Source organism: Kribbella polygonati (genome assembly GCF_050320105.1).
Classification (GTDB): domain Bacteria; phylum Actinomycetota; class Actinomycetes; order Propionibacteriales; family Kribbellaceae; genus Kribbella.
The window spans coordinates 3,443,251-3,459,001 of record NZ_CP190129.1; the positions used below are offsets into that span (position 1 = coordinate 3,443,251).

The window sequence follows — 15,751 nt, forward strand, 5'->3', positions numbered from 1 at the left end:
GTCACATGACACAGCAGCCCAATAAGACCAAGCGCATCTTGAACGTGGTCACCAATGTCGGTCACTACGACGACGCGTCACACGCCACTGGACTGTGGCTCTCCGAGCTCACCCATGCTTGGCACGTCTTCGACGAGGCTGGTTTCGAGCAGACCCTCGTCAGCCCATCTGGCGGCAAGGTGCCGCTAGAGCCGCGGGCACTGAAGTTCCCCAACTACGACAAGACCGCCAAGGCATGGCGTGCTGACCCGGCCAAGATGGCACTGCTGGAGAACACCCTCAGCCCCGACCAGATCGACTCTGCCGACTACGACGCCATCTACTTCACTGGCGGTCACGCCGTCATGTATGACTTCCCAGACAGCGAAGGCCTGCAGCGCATCACCCGCGAGATCTTCGAGCGCGGTGGCATCGTCTCTTCGGTCTGTCACGGCTACTGCGGGCTGCTCAACACCAAGCTCTCTGACGGCTCATACCTCATCGCCGGCAAGAAGATGACCGGCTTCGCCTGGACAGAAGAGGTACTCGCCCGCGTCGACAAGCTCGTCCCTTACAACGCCGAGGAGCGGACCAAAGAGCGGGGCGCACGCTACGAGAAGGCGAAGCTCCCGTTCGTCTCCTACGCCGTCGTCGACGGCAACCTCGTCACTGGTCAGAATCCTGGATCGGCCAAGGAGACGGCGCAGAAGGTCGTAGCCGCTCTCACTGATTGAAACCCAGCGGCCACAGGGCCCGTAGTCGGGCCGACAAAAACCGGTGAAGGGGTGGGCTCGGCCCGGTTTCGAGTCCACTCAGCCTCGTTGACATAAGCACCATCGGAGCCCGCCATTCCGCGGCCAACTGACGACACATCAGCCCCAAAGGCACCATAAATGCACTGAAGCGGGCAGTTTTCGGCCCGCTTCAGCAGGTTTCTCATTAGTAACCTCGGTGGGCGAAGAGGGACTCGAACCCCCGACATCTTCCTTGTAAGGGAAGCGCTCTACCAACTGAGCTATCCGCCCGGACCTAACGACCGGAGGAGTCTACCTGAGGTTTCAGCGCAGGCTTGCCAGGGCCTCGGCGTAGTCGTCGAGGTTTCTGGCCTGCGGCAGGGGGTTGACGATCGACCAGCGGATGGTGCCGGTGCGGTCGATCACGAAGGTGCCGCGGCGGGCGCAGCCGCGGTCGGGGTCGAAGACGCCGTACGTCGACGCGATCGCGCCGTGCGGCCAGAAGTCCGTCAGCAGGCTGAACGGGAGATTCTCGGCGTCGGAGTACGCGCGGAGGGTGAAAAGCGGGTCGCACGAGATCGCCAGGAACTCGGCCGACTCCAGCAATGCGGGGCGGTCCCGGAGGGCGGCCAGTTCGCTGGTGCAGACCTGGCTGAAGGCGTACGGGTAGAACACCAGTACGACGTCCCGGCGGCCGGCGTAGTCGCTCAGCCGGACCGGTTCGCCGTACTGGTTCTGGGTGCTGAAATCGGGTGCCCGGCTGCCCGCAGCCGGGAAGGTCACCCGCGGCGACCGGACTTCGGGACCACCAGCTTGGTCGCGGACCAGTCGTCGGTGACGCTCAGCGTGCTCGTCGTGGCCAGGCCCGCCACCGGGGCGGCCTCGGCGATGTCGCTGGTCTCGACGTACCCGTCGCGGCCGACCTTGGGCGTCATCAGCCAGACCACGCCACCGGCCTTGAGGTCGGTCAGGATGTCGAAGAACGCGTCGACCAGGTCGCCGTCGTCCTCACGGAACCAGAGCAGGACCGCGTCCACGACCTCGTCGGTGTCGTCACCGACGAATTCCTCGCCGGTGACCTCCCGGATGGCGTCACGCAGGTCGTCGTCGCAGTCGTCGTCGTACCCGATCTCCTGGACCACCCAGCCGGCCTCAAGGCCCAGCCGGGCGGCCAAGTTCGGGCCGCCGCTCTTGCCGTCCGCGTGATCCGCGGTCGCGCTCACGTGTCCTCCTCCGTGGTCCCCGCTTGCCCGGGGGTAGGTGTCATGGCTCTACTACTAGCGATACAGCTAGCGGTAGTCCATCGTGACGTACCGCGTCGCGCAAGTATGCACCAGGGTTCCGTGACGTGTCCGGTATCCGCGTGCCGGGTACCGGGCGTGTCCGCTGGGATCAGGCCCGGCCGACCGGAATCGGGCCGGAAGGGAAGGCAAAGTAGAACGCATTCCGAACAGGTGACAGGATTGCGGTGAAGAGAATCCAGAGAGAACGGCAGGACACCGTGGCTTCCGGACACGAACCACCAGCCATCATCACCGAGGGGATGCCCACCCAGCTCCCCGACATCGACCCCGACGAGACGCGCGAATGGGTCGAATCGCTCGACGCTGTCCTTGACGAACGGGGCAAGGCGCGAGCGCGCTTCCTGATGCTCAAGCTGATCGAGCGGGCCCGGGAGCGACAGGTCGGCGTGCCCGCACTGCGGAGCACCGACTACATCAACTCGATCCCGCCCGAGCGCGAGCCGTGGTTCCCCGGCGACGAGCACATCGAGCGCCGGATCCGGGCCTTCATCCGCTGGAACGCCGCGGTGATGGTGAGCAAGGCCAACCGCAAGGGCCTGGAGGTCGGCGGTCACATCGCCACCTACCAGTCGGCCGCGAGCCTGTACGAGGTCGGTTTCAACCACTTCTTCCGCGGCAAGGACCACCCCGGCGGCGGCGACCAGATCTTCATCCAGGGGCACGCCTCCCCCGGCATGTACGCGCGCGCCTTCCTCGAGGGCCGGCTGTCGGCCGACGACCTGGACGGCTTCCGCCAGGAGGTCTCCCGCGGCCCGCACAAGGGCCTGTCGTCGTACCCGCACCCGCGGCTGATGCCGGACTTCTGGGAGTTCCCGACCGTCTCGATGGGACTCGCGTCGCTGAACTCGATCTACCAGGCGCGGTTCAACCGTTACCTGCACAACCGCGGCATCAAGGACACCAGCCAGCAGCACGTCTGGGCGTTCCTGGGTGACGGCGAGATGGGTGAGCCGGAGTCGCTCGGCGCGATCGGCCTGGCCGCGCGCGAGGAGCTCGACAACCTCACCTTCGTGATCAACTGCAACCTGCAGCAGCTGGACGGCCCGGTCCGCGGCAACGGCAAGGTCATCCAGGAGCTGGAGGCGTTCTTCCGCGGCGCGGGCTGGAACGTCATCAAGGTGATCTGGGGCCGCGAGTGGGACAACCTGCTGGCCCAGGACCACGACGGCGCGCTGCTGAACAAGATGAACACCACGCCGGACGGCCAGTTCCAGACGTACTCGGTCGAGTCCGGTGAGTACATCCGGGAGAACTTCTTCGGCGGCGACGCGCGGCTGCGGCAGATGGTCAGCGGGCTGTCCGACGAGGACCTGCGCAAGCTGCCCCGCGGCGGTCACGACTACCGCAAGGTGTACGCCGCGTTCAAGAGCGCGACCGAGCACGTCGGCCAGCCGACCGTGATCCTCGCCCAGACCATCAAGGGCTGGACCATCGAGGCGCTGGAGGGCCGGAACGCGACCCACCAGATGAAGAAGCTCACCTCGGACGACCTGAAGGCGTTCCGCGACCGGCTCTACCTGCCGATCGAGGACAAGGACCTCGAGGACGCCTACAACCCGCCGTACTTCCACCCCGGCACCGACTCGCCGGAGTACCAGTACATGATGGAGCGCCGCAAGCAGCTCGGCGGTTCGCTGCCGGAGCGCCGGGTGCGGCCGAAGACGCTGACGCTGCCGGGCGACGACGTGTACAAGCCGCTGGCGAAGGGCTCGCACGCGCCGGTCGCGACCACGATGGCGCTGGTCCGGCTGTTCCGGGACCTGATGAAGGACCCGGAGATCGGCCACCGGATCGTCCCGATCGCGCCGGACGAGTACCGCACGTTCGGGATGGACTCGATGTTCCCGACCGCGAAGATCTACTCGCCGCACGGCCAGAACTACGACGCCGTCGACCGCAACCTGCTGCTGTCGTGGAAGGAGTCCACGGCGGGCCAGCTGCTGCACGAGGGCATCAGCGAGGCCGGCGCGATGGGTTCGGTGCTCGCCGCGAGTACGGCGTACGCCACGCACGGTGAGCCGATGATCCCGTTCTACATCTTCTACTCGATGTTCGGGTTCCAGCGCACCGGCGACTGGATGTGGGCGCTCGGCGACCAGCTCGGCCGCGGCTTCCTGATCGGTGCCACCGCCGGCCGTACGACGCTGACCGGCGAGGGGCTGCAGCACGCGGACGGGCACTCCCCGCTGCTGGCCTCGACGAACCCGGCCGCGGTGCACTACGACCCGGCGTTCGCGTACGAGATCCCGTACATCGTCAAGGACGGTCTGCGGCGGATGTACGGCTACGGGCTCGACGAGAGCAAGCCGTACGGCGAGGACGTGTTCTACTACCTCACCGTCTACAACGAGCCGGTCGCGCAGCCGGCCGAGCCGGAGAACCTCGACGTCGCGGCGCTGCTGAAGGGCCTGTACCGCTTCAACGAGGGTCAGGTCGCCGACCACGAGGACGCGCCGCGCGTGCAGCTGCTCGCCTCCGGTGTCGGGCTGCCGTGGGTGCTCAAGGCGCAGCAGATCCTCGCCGACGAGTACGCCGTGGCCGCGGACGTCTGGTCCGTGACCTCGTGGAACGAGCTGCGCCGCGACGCGGTCGCCGCGGAGCAGCACAACCTCCTGCACCCGGACGAGCCGGAGCGGGTGCCGTTCGTGACCGAGCAGCTCAAGGACACCAAGGGTCCGGTCGTTGCCGTCAGCGACTTCATGCGCGCGGTGCAGGACCAGATCTCCCGCTGGGTGCCGAACGACTACACCTCGCTCGGGACCGACGGCTGGGGCCTGGCCGACACCCGGGCCGCGGCGCGCCGGCACTTCCAGGTCGACGCCGAGTCGATCGTGGTGGCGACGCTGGAGATCCTGGCCAAGCGCGGCGACGTGAAGCCGGAGGTCGCCGCCGAGGCGGCCCGCAAGTACCGGATCGACGACCCGACCGCGGTCGCCGGTGTGAAGCAGGAGGGCGCCGGCGCCTGATCCACGCCGACCCCGAACGGGCCGCTCACCGGTTGGTGAGCGGCCCGTCTCTTACCCTCGGACACATGCGTGAGCTGATCGAACCGACCGTCGCGGCACCTACCTGGGCGCGATCACGTTGCGGCGCACGTTGAACGAGAAGCTGCTGGAGGGCGGTGGGCATATCGGGTACGGCGTGCGGCCGTCGGCGCGTGGGCGTGGGGTGGCGAGCTGGGCGCTTGCGGAGGTGCTGGGCCGGGCGCGGGCCCGGGGCATGGACCGGGTGCTGGTGACGTGCGGCGACGGGAACGTGGCGTCGGCCCGGACCATCGAGCGCAACGGCGGGGTGCTGGAGGATGTCCGGGACACCTGGCTGGGGCGGGCGCGGCGGTACTGGATCACGCTGGGGCCGGCCGGTGCGCGATGACCTCGATCTCGACGAGGATCTCGCCCAGGTCGGCGCCGGCGGTCAGCCGGGCCGGGTACGGCGGCGTGAAGAACTCGGGAAAGACCGAGTCGTAGTCGTCCCAGTCGCGGTCGGCGTTCTGCAGGAACGCGGTCACCTTCACCACGTCGTCGAGGCCACACCCGGCCGCCGCGAGGATCGCGGACAGGTTGCGGAACACCTGGCGGGTCTGTTCGGCGGCGTCGCCGGGCCCGACGATCTCCCGGGTGACCGGATCGAGCGGGCCGAGGCCGGCGGTGAAGACCAGGTCACCGGCGGTCCTGGCCTGGGAGTAGTGGCCGCGGGGTGCCGGGGCGGCGTCGGTACGGACGGATCCTACGGGGGAATCTGAGGCCATACGCACAATGCTAGAGATATCTTCGGTATTTCGGCTATAGCGGATCCAGTCCGTGGCGAGCTATTGCGGGCGGTGTGAGCACCTCTTAAGCTTCGGGAAACAGAAACTAATTCCGATATTCTGAAGGAGCGACGGATGCGAGTGGCGCTCGTGGGGCTCGGGGCGATCGGCCTCGGTGCGCATCTGCCCGCCCTCCTCCGGCATCCCTCCGTCGACGTGGTCCAGCTGGTCGATCCGGACCCCGTCCGCCGCGAAGCCGCCGCCGGTCACGGCATCCGGTCGGCCGCCGACCTCGACCCGGGCGGGGTGGACGGGGTCGTGCTGGCGACGCCGCCGTGGGTGACGCCCGAGCTGGTCGTGCGGTACGCCGAGGCCGGGCTGTTCGTGCTGGCGGAGAAGCCGGTCGCCACCTCGGTCGAGGCGGCGCGGATCTACGACCGGCTCGACCCGGAGCAGCGGCGACGGGTGCAGATCGGGCTGACGTACCGGCACGATCCGGCGATCCGGCAGCTGAAGACGTGGATCGACGACGGCACCCTCGGTACGCCCGTGCTGGTCCGCGCCCACATCTACGACGAGGCGTACAGCCCGGCCAGGCGCGAGCACGCCTACCTCATCACCCGCACCCTCGAGCACGGCAGTCCGGTGGTCCACGAAGGCGCGCACGTCTTCGACTGGCTGAGCCACCTGCTCGGCGGACCGCCGGAACGCGTGTACGACGCGTGGTCCCAGCGCACCCGCCCCGACCTGCCCGCGGCCAATCTGACCGGCGCTCGCCTGAGCTATCCGGGCGGTCACCAGGCGCTGGTCGAGTTCGGCTGGTTCACCGCCGCGCTCCCCCGCTGCGAGCTGACGTTCCTCGGCGACCGCGGGCTCGCGACACTCGACGGGTTCACGTTCGCCCTGCGGCTCGGCACCGCGGACGGGGAGCGCGAGGTGCGGTTTCCGGGCGATCGTACGACGCGGTGCTTCGACCTGCAGGTCAGGCGGTTCGTGGAGTTGTACGACGGGACGCGGAAGGCCGGCGTACCGTCGTTGGACGACGGGATCGCCGCGTTGCGGACCGCCCAACTTGTCGCCGGGAGGGCCGGATGACCTACGTCCGCTGGCAGCACACGAACCGCGGTACGCTCGGCGAACTGTTGCCTGAGGCAATAGTCGTGGTGCCGGTCGGAGCGACCGAGCAGCACGGCCCGCACCTCGCGACCGGTACCGACTGGATCCTCGCCGAGGCCGTCTCCGCCGCGGCCGCTGACCTGGTGCACGAGCGTTCGCCGAGGCCGATCGTCCTCACCCCAGCACTCCCCTTCGGCGCCTCCGACCACCACCTGCCGTTCGGCGGCACCCTCTCGCTCTCCGCCGAGACCCTCCTCGCCGTACTCCTCGACCTCGCCCGCTCCCTCGCCGCCGACGGCGCCCGCCGCGTGCTCCTCGTCAACGGCCACGGCGGCAACACCGGCGTCTGCCACGCGGCAGCCGCCACAGCCTCCACCCGCTACAGCCTCAACCTCGCCCACGTCGACTACTGGAACCTCCTACCGCAAGAGCCCTCACCGCACACCTCCCCCACCACCGACACGGACGCGGCGGGTGCGGGTGAGGCTCCGGTGCCGGGCCATGCGGGGCAGTTCGAGACTGCGTTGATGTTGGCTCAGGACGTGAAGTTTGTTGCTGAGCGCAAGGAACGCATCGATCCGCCGGCCGGGGACGTGGTGGACGACGTCGCGTTGCACACCGCGGAGAGCTGGCGGCGGATCGACGGGTTCACGGATCGTCCGGAGCTGGCCGAGGTGGCGGCCGGGCGGAGATGGTTCCACCAACTGACGGTCGCGCTCGGCGACCGGCTGCTTCGACTGGCGGAGGTGCTGTGATCGACTTCCATACCCACACGCCGGCGTGGGAGACCGCGACCTGGCTGGGGGGCGCGGCCTTCGGGGCCGACGAGTTCGCGGGGTTCATGGACACGGCGGGGATCGAGCACGCGGTGGTGCTCAGTCACGACGGGCTGTTCGACCCGACGCCGGAGTCGAACGACCGGCTGGCGGAGTTCGTGCGCGCGTACCCGGACCGGCTGACCGGCTTCGGCACCGTCGCGGTCCGCCGGAAGACCGCGGTGGACGAGGCCGAACGGATGGTCGGCGAACTCGGCCTCCGCGGCCTGAAGCTGCACCCCTGGCTGCAGGGCTTCAGCATGCACGAACGCTCCCTCGACCCGATCTGCGAGGTGATCACCTCGGTCGGCGGCGTCCTGCTCAGTCACGACGGTACGCCGCCGTACTCGACCGCCGGCCAGATCGCCGCCCTCGCCCGCCGGCACCCGAAGCTGCGGGTGGTCCTCGGTCACGGCGGCCTGCACGACCTGTGGCGCGAGGCGCTCGCGATGACCCAGGAGACCGAGAACCTCTACCTGTGCATCTGCGGTACGCCGCCGTACGCCGCGCGCCGCATCCTCGCCGAAGCCCCGCCGCACAAGGTGATCTTCGGGACCGACGCCGGCCTGTCCGACAAGGCCAGCCAGGACTACGCGGTCGCCCGAATCAAGGAGATCGACGGCTGGGGCATCACCGACGCGCAACGCCACGCGATGCTGGTCGACAACCCGCGCCGCCTGCTGGAGCCCGCGTGACGGCCACCATCGCGGCGATCCAGACCGCCCACGTCACGCTGGACGCCGCCCCCGAGCTGCTGGTCCGTGGCGCCCGCGGCCCGCACGACCGCTCCGACTTCCTGCTCGTCCGCGTCCTCACCAGCGACGGCGTCGAGGGGTACGGCGAGGTCAGCGCGACCCCGATCTGGTCCGGCGAGGACGGTACGTCGGCGGACCACTTCATCCGCACGGTCCTCGCCCCGGCCCTGGTGAACCGGCCGCTGACGCCGGTCGGCGCGCTGGAAGACCTGATGGACAAGGTGCTGCAGGGCAACCCGTTCACGAAGGCGGGCGTCTCGATCGCGTTCTGGGACGCGTTCGCGCGAACCCTCGACGTACCGCTGGCGGTCGCGCTGGGCGGCCCGTACCGGACCGAGATCCCGATCAAACTCTCGCTGTCCGGGAACGACGAGGAACTCGAGCGCGCGTACCACGCGGCGACCGCGGCCGGCTTCGGCGCCTTCAAGGTGAAGGTCGGCCTCGACCTGCCCACAGACCTCCACCGAGTACGCCGAGCCCGCGACCTGGCAGGCGACGCCTTCCTCGGCACCGACGCCAACGGGGGTTGGACACGAGCCGAGGCAGTCAGAGCGGTCCCCGAGCTGAAGGCATCCGGCGTCGCGTTCCTCGAGCAGCCGTTGGAGCCCCGCGACGTACGAGGGGCGAATGAGGTACGGCAGCTCGGACTGCCCGTGATTGCCGACGAATCTGTGTTTGACGTGCATGACCTGCTGACGGTGATCGAGGCGGGGGCGGCTGACACCGTCAGTTTGTATGTGGGGAAGAGTGCCGGGCCGGGGCGGGCGGTCCGGATGGGGCAGCTTGCGGCGTCGCACGGGGTCGACGTACTGATCGGGTCGAACGGCGAGCTGGGGATCGGCGCGGCGGCGCAGTTGCACGTCGCGGCCGCGCTGCCGCGGTTGTCGGCGTACCCGAGCGACATCATCGGCGCCCACTACTACACCGAGGACGTGCTGGCGAAGCCGCTCGACAGCGACGGGCGGCACGTCCGGCTGACCGGCGGACCCGGCCTGGGAGTGACCTTGCGAGCCGACCTGTTGCGGGAGTTCCGATGATCGTCGACGTCCACGCACACACACCGACCCACCGCGACGCGGTCCCCGAGGACGAGCGGCAGGTCTACCACAACTGGCGCAACGACCGCCCGGTGGAGACCGCGAACTCGTGGGCCGACTACGACCGGGCGATGGCGGCCGCCGACGTGTCGATCGTCTTCAACATCGCCGTCGACAATCCGCTCGAGCTCACCGGCCTGCCGTACCCGCCGGAGCGCTGCAACGACGCCACCGCGGAGTTCGTCAAGGACAGTCCGGCGAAGCGGATCGGCTTCATGTCGGTGAACCCGACCGCGGTCGACGCCCTGGAGGAGGCCGATCGCTGCCGCGAGCTCGGCCTGGTCGGCGTGAAGCTCGGCCCGAACTACCAGAACTTCGACCCGCTCGGCGAGCCTGCGCTGGCGTTCTACGAGTACTGCCAGCGGCACAGCCTGCCGATCCTGTTCCACTCCGGCGCCTCGCCGATGCGGCACGCACCACTGCGCTACACCTATCCCCTGGTCACCGACGAGATCGCGCTGCGGTACCCGGAGCTGCGGATCGTGATGGCGCACATGGGCCACCCGTGGAGCCGGGAGACGGTCGTGACGATCCGCAAGCACCCGCACGTGTACGCCGACGTGTCGTCGATCTACCTGCGCCCGTGGGTGCTCTACCAGTCGCTGATCAACGCGGTCGAGTGGGGCGCGACCGGGAAGCTGCTGCTCGGGTCGGACTACCCGATCGCCAACACCGGCGAAGCGATCGCCGGACTACGGACTGTCAACAACATCGTCGAAGGCACCCACTTCCCGCGCGTCCCGGACGAGGTCGTCGACGGGATCGTGCACGCGGACGCGCTCGGTGCCCTCGGGCTGGAGGTGCCCGCATGATCATCGACGCCCATGTCCGGATCGGCGACAGCCGGGACGCGAGCCTGAAGCCGGCCGGCCTGCTCGCCACAATGGATGCCCTCGGCATCGACCGGGCTCTCGTCGCGCCGTCCGAGCGCTGCATCGCCTACGACAACCGCGAGGGCAACGCGGACACGGCCCAGGCGGCAGCGGAGTCGGACGGCCGGCTCCTTGCGTACGCCGTCGCGAACCCGTGGCGCGGCCGTGCCGCCGTCGACGAACTCGACCGCGCCCGCGACGCCGGAGCCGTAGCGCTGGCGGTGGACTCGGTCCTGCAGGGCTTCGACCTGCTCGACGGCCTGCTCGACCCGCTGCTCGACTTCGCCGCCGGCGCCGGCTGGTTCGTGTACGTCCGCACCGGTACGCCGGCCACCGCCCTCCCGCTGCCGCTCGCCAGCCTCGCCCGCCGGCGGCCCGAGCTGCCGGTGCTGATGGGCAAGAGCGGCGCCACCGACTTCTGGATCGACGCGATCCCGGCCCTGCTGCACGCGCCGAACCTGTACGGCGACACGTCGTACGCACCCTGGGACACGGTGCTCAGCGGGTTCCTCGCCGAGCCCGGGATCGGCGCCGGACGGCTCGTGTTCTCGACCGATGCGCCGTACACCGTGCCGCTCGCGGAGGTGGACCGGATCCGGGACTGGCCGATCGAACCGGACCAGAAGGCGGCGGTCCTCGGCGGGAACATCGCCAAGCTGCTGGGGCAGCACGGATGAGCACAGTGACCACACAACGGGAGGCAGACATGGTCACCACGGAGGAGATCGAGGCCGGGCGGGCAGGCGACGCGTCGCTGCTCGTACGCGGCGTTTCACCGGTGCTCGAAGTACCGTTCACCGCCGACGGCGAGGTGGACTACGACGGCTTCGACCGGGTCGTGCGGTACGTGCTGGGCACCGGCGTCACCAGCGTGATGTTCCCCGGCTTCGCGTCCGAGTTCCACAAGTTGTCCGAGGACGAGCGCCGCCGGCTGACCGAGATCCTGCTGTCGCACACCCGGGACCGGGACGACGTCGCGGCCGTGGTCGCCGTACAGGATCACGCCACCCAGCTCGCGGCGCGGCGGGCGCGGGAGTCGGTGGAGGCCGGCGCGGACCTGATCAACCTGTTGCCGCCGCACTTCCTGTCGCCGTCGCGGGGCTCGCTGGAGCAGCACGTCCGGACGGTGCTGACCACGATCGACCCGGTGCCGATGGTGCTGCAGTACGCGCCCGCGGAGACCGGCACCAGCCTGGACGCCGACCTGCTGCGCGCGATCGCCACCGACCACCCGAACCTGCGGCTGGTCAAGGTCGAGTCGAGCCCGCCCGGCCCGCTGATCGCCGAGCTGGCCGAGGGTACGCCGCCACTCGCCTCGGTCGAGGGGTACGCCGGCGTCCAGCTCCCCGACGCCGTCCGCCGCGGCGCCGTCGGCACGCAACCGGGCTGCTCACTGACCGAGCTGTACGTCGAGATCTGGCGCCGCCTGACCACCGGCGACGGCGAGGCCGGCGTCGACCTGCACCGCCGGCTGCTCCCGTACATCTCGTACTGGATGCTCGACACCGAGCGGATCATCGCCGCCGAGAAGCTGATCTCGGTACGCCGGGGCCTGTTCGCGAGCGCGTACTGCCGCGAGCCCGCGCACCGCCTGGACGCCGAGGAGATCCGGATGGTCGACCGGCTGCTGGCGGAGTTCGCGGACCTGCTCCCGCACCTGGCCTGAACAAGACGAAACCCCACCGGTCCCACCCCTGGGCCGGTGGGGTTTCGAGCTCCTACTGGGCCCGCAGCCGGGCCGTCAACGCATGCCCGTACATCAGCTCGGCGTCGGCGATCGCGGCCGTCGACGGGGCGATCGAGCGCGCGCCGTCGGCCGTCAGCCGCTGGTACGTCACAGTCTTCAGGAACTTCCCAACCCACAGCCCGCCCGTGTACCGCCCGGCGCGGCCCGTCGGGAGCACGTGGTTGGTCCCGATCGACTTGTCCGAGAACGCCACCGTGGCCTCCGGACCGATGAACAGCGAGCCGTAGTTCCGCAGGTTCGCGGCGTACCAGTCGTCGTCGGACGTCTGAACTTCGAGATGCTCCGGCGCGTACGAGTCCGAGATCTCGACCGCCTCCTCGCGGGATTCGCACACCACGACCGTGCCGTGTTCCCGCCAGGCCGCGCCTGCCACCTCGACGGTCGGCCAGTCCCCCGCCAGCCACCGCTCGACCTCGGCGATCACCGCCGTACCGAAGGACCGTGAGGTGGTGACGAGCAGCGCCGGGCTGTTCGGGCCGTGTTCGGCCTGGCCGAGCAGGTCGGCGGCCACCAGGCGGGCGTCGGCGGACTCGTCCGCGATAACGGCTACCTCGGTCGGGCCGGCCAGCAGGTCGATGCCGACCGTACCGAACAGCTGCCGCTTGGCCTCGGCGACGTAGGCATTGCCCGCGCCGACCACCAGGTCGACCGGCGGGACGTCTTCGATGCCGAAGGCAAGGGCCGCGAAGGCCTGGACGCCGCCCAGACACAGGATGACGTCGGCGCCGGCGAGGTTCATCGTGTAGAGCTGGGGGCCGTAGATGCCGGCGGCGTCGCGGGGTGGGGCGACGGCGACGACGGTGTCCACACCGGCGACCTTCGGGACGGTGACCGTCATGATCGAGGAGGCGATCAGGGGGTAGCGGCCGCCGGGTGAGTACGAACCCACCTTCGCGACCGGAATGTGGCGATGGCCCAGAACTACACCGGGAAGGGTTTCCACCTCCAGGTCCGCCATCGTCTCTCGTTGGGCTCGGGCGAAGCTTTCCACCTGGGAGCGGGCGAACTCCAGCTGTGCCGCCAGGTCGTCGTCGACCGTGGCCGCCTTGATCTCGGCGGCGGAGACGACGAACGAGTCCGGTTCCCAGTGGTCCAGGCGGGCGGACCAGCGGCGGATCGCCGGGCCGCCCTCGTGTTCCACCTCGGACAGGATCCGGCTGACGGTGTCGATCACCTCCTGCTGCCGTTCGACCCGTTGCGGCCACCCGGTCTTGAGGTGTTCGGCCATGATCACCCTCCTTGGTACACGCGCGAGATGGCCGCGAAGATACGCGCCGGACGGTCCCGCAGGTAGTGGTCGTAGACCGACAGCAGTGGACCACTCCCGCGCAGGATCCAGTCGGCGTCCTCCTCGAACCCGCCGTTCCGGATGCCGAGCCCGATCGACTCGACGTGGTCCACGCCGACGTCGATGTACTGCCCTGCCGTCTCCTTCAGCACGTGCAGCCGGAACGTCACGTCCACGAAGTTGCGTCCGGCAACGTACTGCGTGACGTCGACCGGGCCCTCCATGCCGTCACCATTGGTCCACACGGGCCAGCGCTGTTCGTACAGGTCCATGGTCCACACGACCGTGTCGTCGATCAGCATCTCCAGCTGGTACCGGCCGGGCTCGATCCCCGGCGAGAGGAACCAGCGGTGGTACCAGAACGACACCTCGTAGCGCGGCGACCGCGGGTCGACCGGGACCCGCTGCGTGGCGGTGGCCGTCGTACCGGCGGCGGCGCGGCCGCGGGAGTTGATCAGCGCCAGCCGGCCGTCGCCGTACAGCGCTTTGTTGTCCGCGGTCGGCGCCGGACCGTCGTCGAGCTGGGTGCCGTACGCGATCACGCCGGGGATCCGGCCGGCCGCGACGTACTCGGCCGTCGTCGTCAGCGTGTCGGTGCAGTACCGCGGGGTCGCGTGCAGCGGCGCGTCCAGGAACCGGCCGGTGTAGATCAGCGGGATGAGCTCCAGCCCGCGCGGGTCGGTCAGCGCGAGGATCTCGTCCAGGCAGGCGCCGAGCGACGCGGCCACCGTGGTGTTCTCATGGTGCCCGTCGAGGAACGGGTAGATGATCCCGTCCACGAACTCGCCGTACTTGTCGAGGAAGTCGGCGTTCGTGGCCATCCCGAAGTACGCACACGTGTAGAACCGCAGGTCGGGCGCGTGAGTGAGGAACTCCCGCATGTACTCCGGGGTGAACAGCGTGGCGTTGTTGCCGACCTCGAAGTCGTCGATCGCCCAGGCCTTGAAGTTCGGGTACTTCGCTCCGAGCTCGGCGAACGCCTTCGCCCAGCCGACGTAGTCCAGCCGGTACGGACGGGACGCGCGGCCGTGGTCCGACGTCTCGGTCGGCGGCACGATGTACGGGATCACGTCGATCCCGGCGGCCGCGGCCGCGGGCAGGAACTCGTCGCACAGGTCGTCGAAGTCGGTGGCGGAGTCCCAGATGCAGTACAGGTACGTGTTCGCGTTCAGGTCGAGCAGCCGGCGGATCAGCGCCGGGGTGTCCAGGTGCCGGTAACCGTCCGCGCGGGGCTGGCGCTCGCGGAGCGAGGCGCCGACCGTGTTGCCACCGGTCAAGGTGGCCTTGATACCGCCGGCGGGCTGGGGATACGGGCCGTGCGTGGTCATCGGAACCACTCCTCAGTATTTTCGAGATTTCGAAAACAAATCCGCTATCTCAGAAAAGCCTAAGTCGCTCGCCGGGCCCCGGCAAGCCTCAGAGCTCGGTCGCGCCGAGCCGCTCGGAGATCGTGGCGGCCAGCTGGACCAGTCCGGTCTGCGCCAGCTTGCGCTTGTCCCGGGTCAGGTCGCGGGCGAACGAGGTCACCCCGACCGCGCCGGTGACGTGCCCGCCGGCCGCGAAGAACGGCGCGGCGACACAGGCGATGTCCGCCTGCTCCTCCTGGTCCTCGACCGCGTACCCCTGCTTGGCCACCCGGGCGAGCTCCGCCCGGAAGCTCTCCTCGTCGACCGGCTTCGCCTTCGGCCCGTAACCCGGCTCGAGCCGGCTGAGCAGCGGCTTCAGGTCCTCTTCGGGCAGGTACGCCGCGATCGCCCGGCCGAGCGCGGTCAGGTTGAAGTGCGAGACCTTGCCCGGATACGTGTCGAACTGGATGAACCCCGGCATCGCGGCCTTCGCGACGTACACGACCGAGGAACCGGTCAGGACGCCGAGGTGCACCGGCATGCCGAGCCGGTCGGCCAGCTCGCGCATCTCCCGGGACGCGACCGAGGACAGATCCACCTTGCGGATCAGCTGCGTGGCCAGCCCGTACAGCCGCAGCGTCGGCCGCCAGAAGTGGCTGCGGCCGACCACCCGCCGGGTGGCGTAGTCGCGCTGCTCGAGCGTGTAGACGATCGACGCGCAGGTCGCCAGCGGGATCTTCGCCTTCTTGGCCAGCGCCGTGAGCGTCAGCTCCTCGTCGGACTCGACCAGGGTCTCGAGCACGGTCAGCGCCCGTGCGACCGCCGGCGACGGCGATCGGTCCCCCGCTGTCTCACTCACCATGCTCGGAGTGTAGCGCCCGGACCGGAAGCTGTCTTCGAGTCACGGTATATACGGGATCATGAAAATGCACCTCAGATCTTGAAGTATG

Annotated in this window: 16 protein-coding genes and 1 tRNA gene; 10 read left to right on the top strand and 7 right to left on the bottom strand. The window is 69.3% G+C overall.

All coding sequences use genetic code 11. The features are described 5' to 3' along the window. Positions 1-5 precede the first annotated feature (5 nt). Entirely contained in the window at positions 6-713 is a 708-nt protein-coding gene (locus tag ACQHIV_RS16375) for a type 1 glutamine amidotransferase domain-containing protein (RefSeq protein ID WP_427895191.1), read from the top strand. A gap of 218 nt (positions 714-931) precedes the next feature. On the opposite strand, the gene ACQHIV_RS16380 is transcribed toward ACQHIV_RS16375, so the two are convergent. The 3 genes from ACQHIV_RS16380 to ACQHIV_RS16390 all read right to left on the bottom strand — a co-directional run bounded on the left by ACQHIV_RS16380 (position 932) and on the right by ACQHIV_RS16390 (position 1,936). Continuing rightward, a tRNA-Val gene (locus tag ACQHIV_RS16380) sits at positions 932-1,004 on the bottom strand. 33 nt (positions 1,005-1,037) lie between these two features. Then, positions 1,038-1,496 (bottom strand): peroxiredoxin, encoded by a 459-nt coding sequence (locus tag ACQHIV_RS16385; RefSeq protein ID WP_427895193.1) that lies wholly within the window; start codon positions 1,494-1,496, stop codon positions 1,038-1,040. Then, positions 1,493-1,936 carry a DUF3052 domain-containing protein gene (locus tag ACQHIV_RS16390; protein WP_427895195.1) on the bottom strand — a complete coding sequence of 148 codons (444 nt, stop codon included), beginning with the start codon at positions 1,934-1,936 and terminating at the stop codon, positions 1,493-1,495. The genes ACQHIV_RS16385 and ACQHIV_RS16390 overlap by 4 nt, the downstream gene beginning before the upstream one ends. Before the next feature lie 320 nt (positions 1,937-2,256). Between ACQHIV_RS16390 and aceE the strand changes: the two genes are divergently transcribed. Both aceE and ACQHIV_RS16400 read left to right on the top strand, forming a co-directional pair. Then, positions 2,257-4,983 (top strand): pyruvate dehydrogenase (acetyl-transferring), homodimeric type, encoded by a 2,727-nt coding sequence (aceE, locus tag ACQHIV_RS16395; protein WP_427895197.1) that lies wholly within the window; start codon positions 2,257-2,259, stop codon positions 4,981-4,983. Positions 4,984-5,086: 103 nt separating this feature from the next. Continuing rightward, positions 5,087-5,389: a GNAT family N-acetyltransferase gene (locus tag ACQHIV_RS16400; RefSeq protein WP_427896510.1), complete on the top strand. Its 303-nt coding sequence runs from the start codon at positions 5,087-5,089 to the stop codon at positions 5,387-5,389. Here the strand turns inward: ACQHIV_RS16400 and ACQHIV_RS16405 are convergent. After that, positions 5,361-5,765: a RidA family protein gene (locus ACQHIV_RS16405; RefSeq protein WP_427895199.1), complete on the bottom strand. Its 405-nt coding sequence runs from the start codon at positions 5,763-5,765 to the stop codon at positions 5,361-5,363. The two genes, ACQHIV_RS16400 and ACQHIV_RS16405, sit on opposite strands and share 29 nt — an antisense overlap. 135 nt (positions 5,766-5,900) lie before the next feature. On the opposite strand from ACQHIV_RS16405, the gene ACQHIV_RS16410 reads away from it, so the two are divergent. Genes ACQHIV_RS16410 through ACQHIV_RS16440 form a run of 7 tightly spaced genes read left to right on the top strand, consistent with a single transcriptional unit; the run spans position 5,901 to position 12,086 of the window. Continuing rightward, the gene (locus ACQHIV_RS16410) at positions 5,901-6,860 is read left to right on the top strand and encodes a Gfo/Idh/MocA family protein (RefSeq protein WP_427895201.1); all 960 of its coding nucleotides are present in this window, start codon (positions 5,901-5,903) and stop codon (positions 6,858-6,860) included. Continuing rightward, entirely contained in the window at positions 6,857-7,636 is a 780-nt protein-coding gene (locus ACQHIV_RS16415) for a creatininase family protein (protein WP_427895203.1), read from the top strand. The genes ACQHIV_RS16410 and ACQHIV_RS16415 overlap by 4 nt, the downstream gene beginning before the upstream one ends. Beyond that, a complete protein-coding gene (locus ACQHIV_RS16420; protein ID WP_427895205.1) occupies positions 7,633-8,391 on the top strand; it encodes an amidohydrolase family protein in 759 nt (252 codons plus the stop codon). Before ACQHIV_RS16415 ends, ACQHIV_RS16420 begins: the two co-directional genes overlap by 4 nt. After that, complete coding sequence (locus ACQHIV_RS16425; protein ID WP_427895207.1) at positions 8,388-9,488, top strand: mandelate racemase/muconate lactonizing enzyme family protein; 1,101 nt, start codon at positions 8,388-8,390, stop codon at positions 9,486-9,488. The genes ACQHIV_RS16420 and ACQHIV_RS16425 overlap by 4 nt, the downstream gene beginning before the upstream one ends. After that, the gene (locus ACQHIV_RS16430; RefSeq protein WP_427895209.1) at positions 9,485-10,360 is read left to right on the top strand and encodes an amidohydrolase family protein; all 876 of its coding nucleotides are present in this window, start codon (positions 9,485-9,487) and stop codon (positions 10,358-10,360) included. Before ACQHIV_RS16425 ends, ACQHIV_RS16430 begins: the two co-directional genes overlap by 4 nt. Continuing rightward, positions 10,357-11,097, top strand: coding sequence for an amidohydrolase family protein (locus tag ACQHIV_RS16435; RefSeq protein ID WP_427895211.1), 741 nt, complete (start codon positions 10,357-10,359; stop codon positions 11,095-11,097). The genes ACQHIV_RS16430 and ACQHIV_RS16435 overlap by 4 nt, the downstream gene beginning before the upstream one ends. A 29-nt stretch (positions 11,098-11,126) precedes the next feature. Further along, positions 11,127-12,086, top strand: a complete 960-nt coding sequence (locus tag ACQHIV_RS16440; protein WP_427895213.1) for a dihydrodipicolinate synthase family protein — start codon at positions 11,127-11,129, stop codon at positions 12,084-12,086. Between the two features lie 52 nt (positions 12,087-12,138). Here the strand turns inward: ACQHIV_RS16440 and hisD are convergent, their stop codons facing one another. The 3 genes from hisD to ACQHIV_RS16455 form a co-directional block, all read right to left on the bottom strand. Further along, complete coding sequence (hisD, locus tag ACQHIV_RS16445) at positions 12,139-13,395, bottom strand: histidinol dehydrogenase (RefSeq protein WP_427895215.1); 1,257 nt, start codon at positions 13,393-13,395, stop codon at positions 12,139-12,141. Positions 13,396-13,397: 2 nt separating this feature from the next. Beyond that, positions 13,398-14,783, bottom strand: a complete 1,386-nt coding sequence (locus ACQHIV_RS16450; RefSeq protein WP_427895217.1) for a hypothetical protein — start codon at positions 14,781-14,783, stop codon at positions 13,398-13,400. Positions 14,784-14,871: 88 nt separating this feature from the next. Further along, positions 14,872-15,663: an IclR family transcriptional regulator gene (locus ACQHIV_RS16455; RefSeq protein WP_427895219.1), complete on the bottom strand. Its 792-nt coding sequence runs from the start codon at positions 15,661-15,663 to the stop codon at positions 14,872-14,874. Positions 15,664-15,751: the final 88 nt, after the last annotated feature.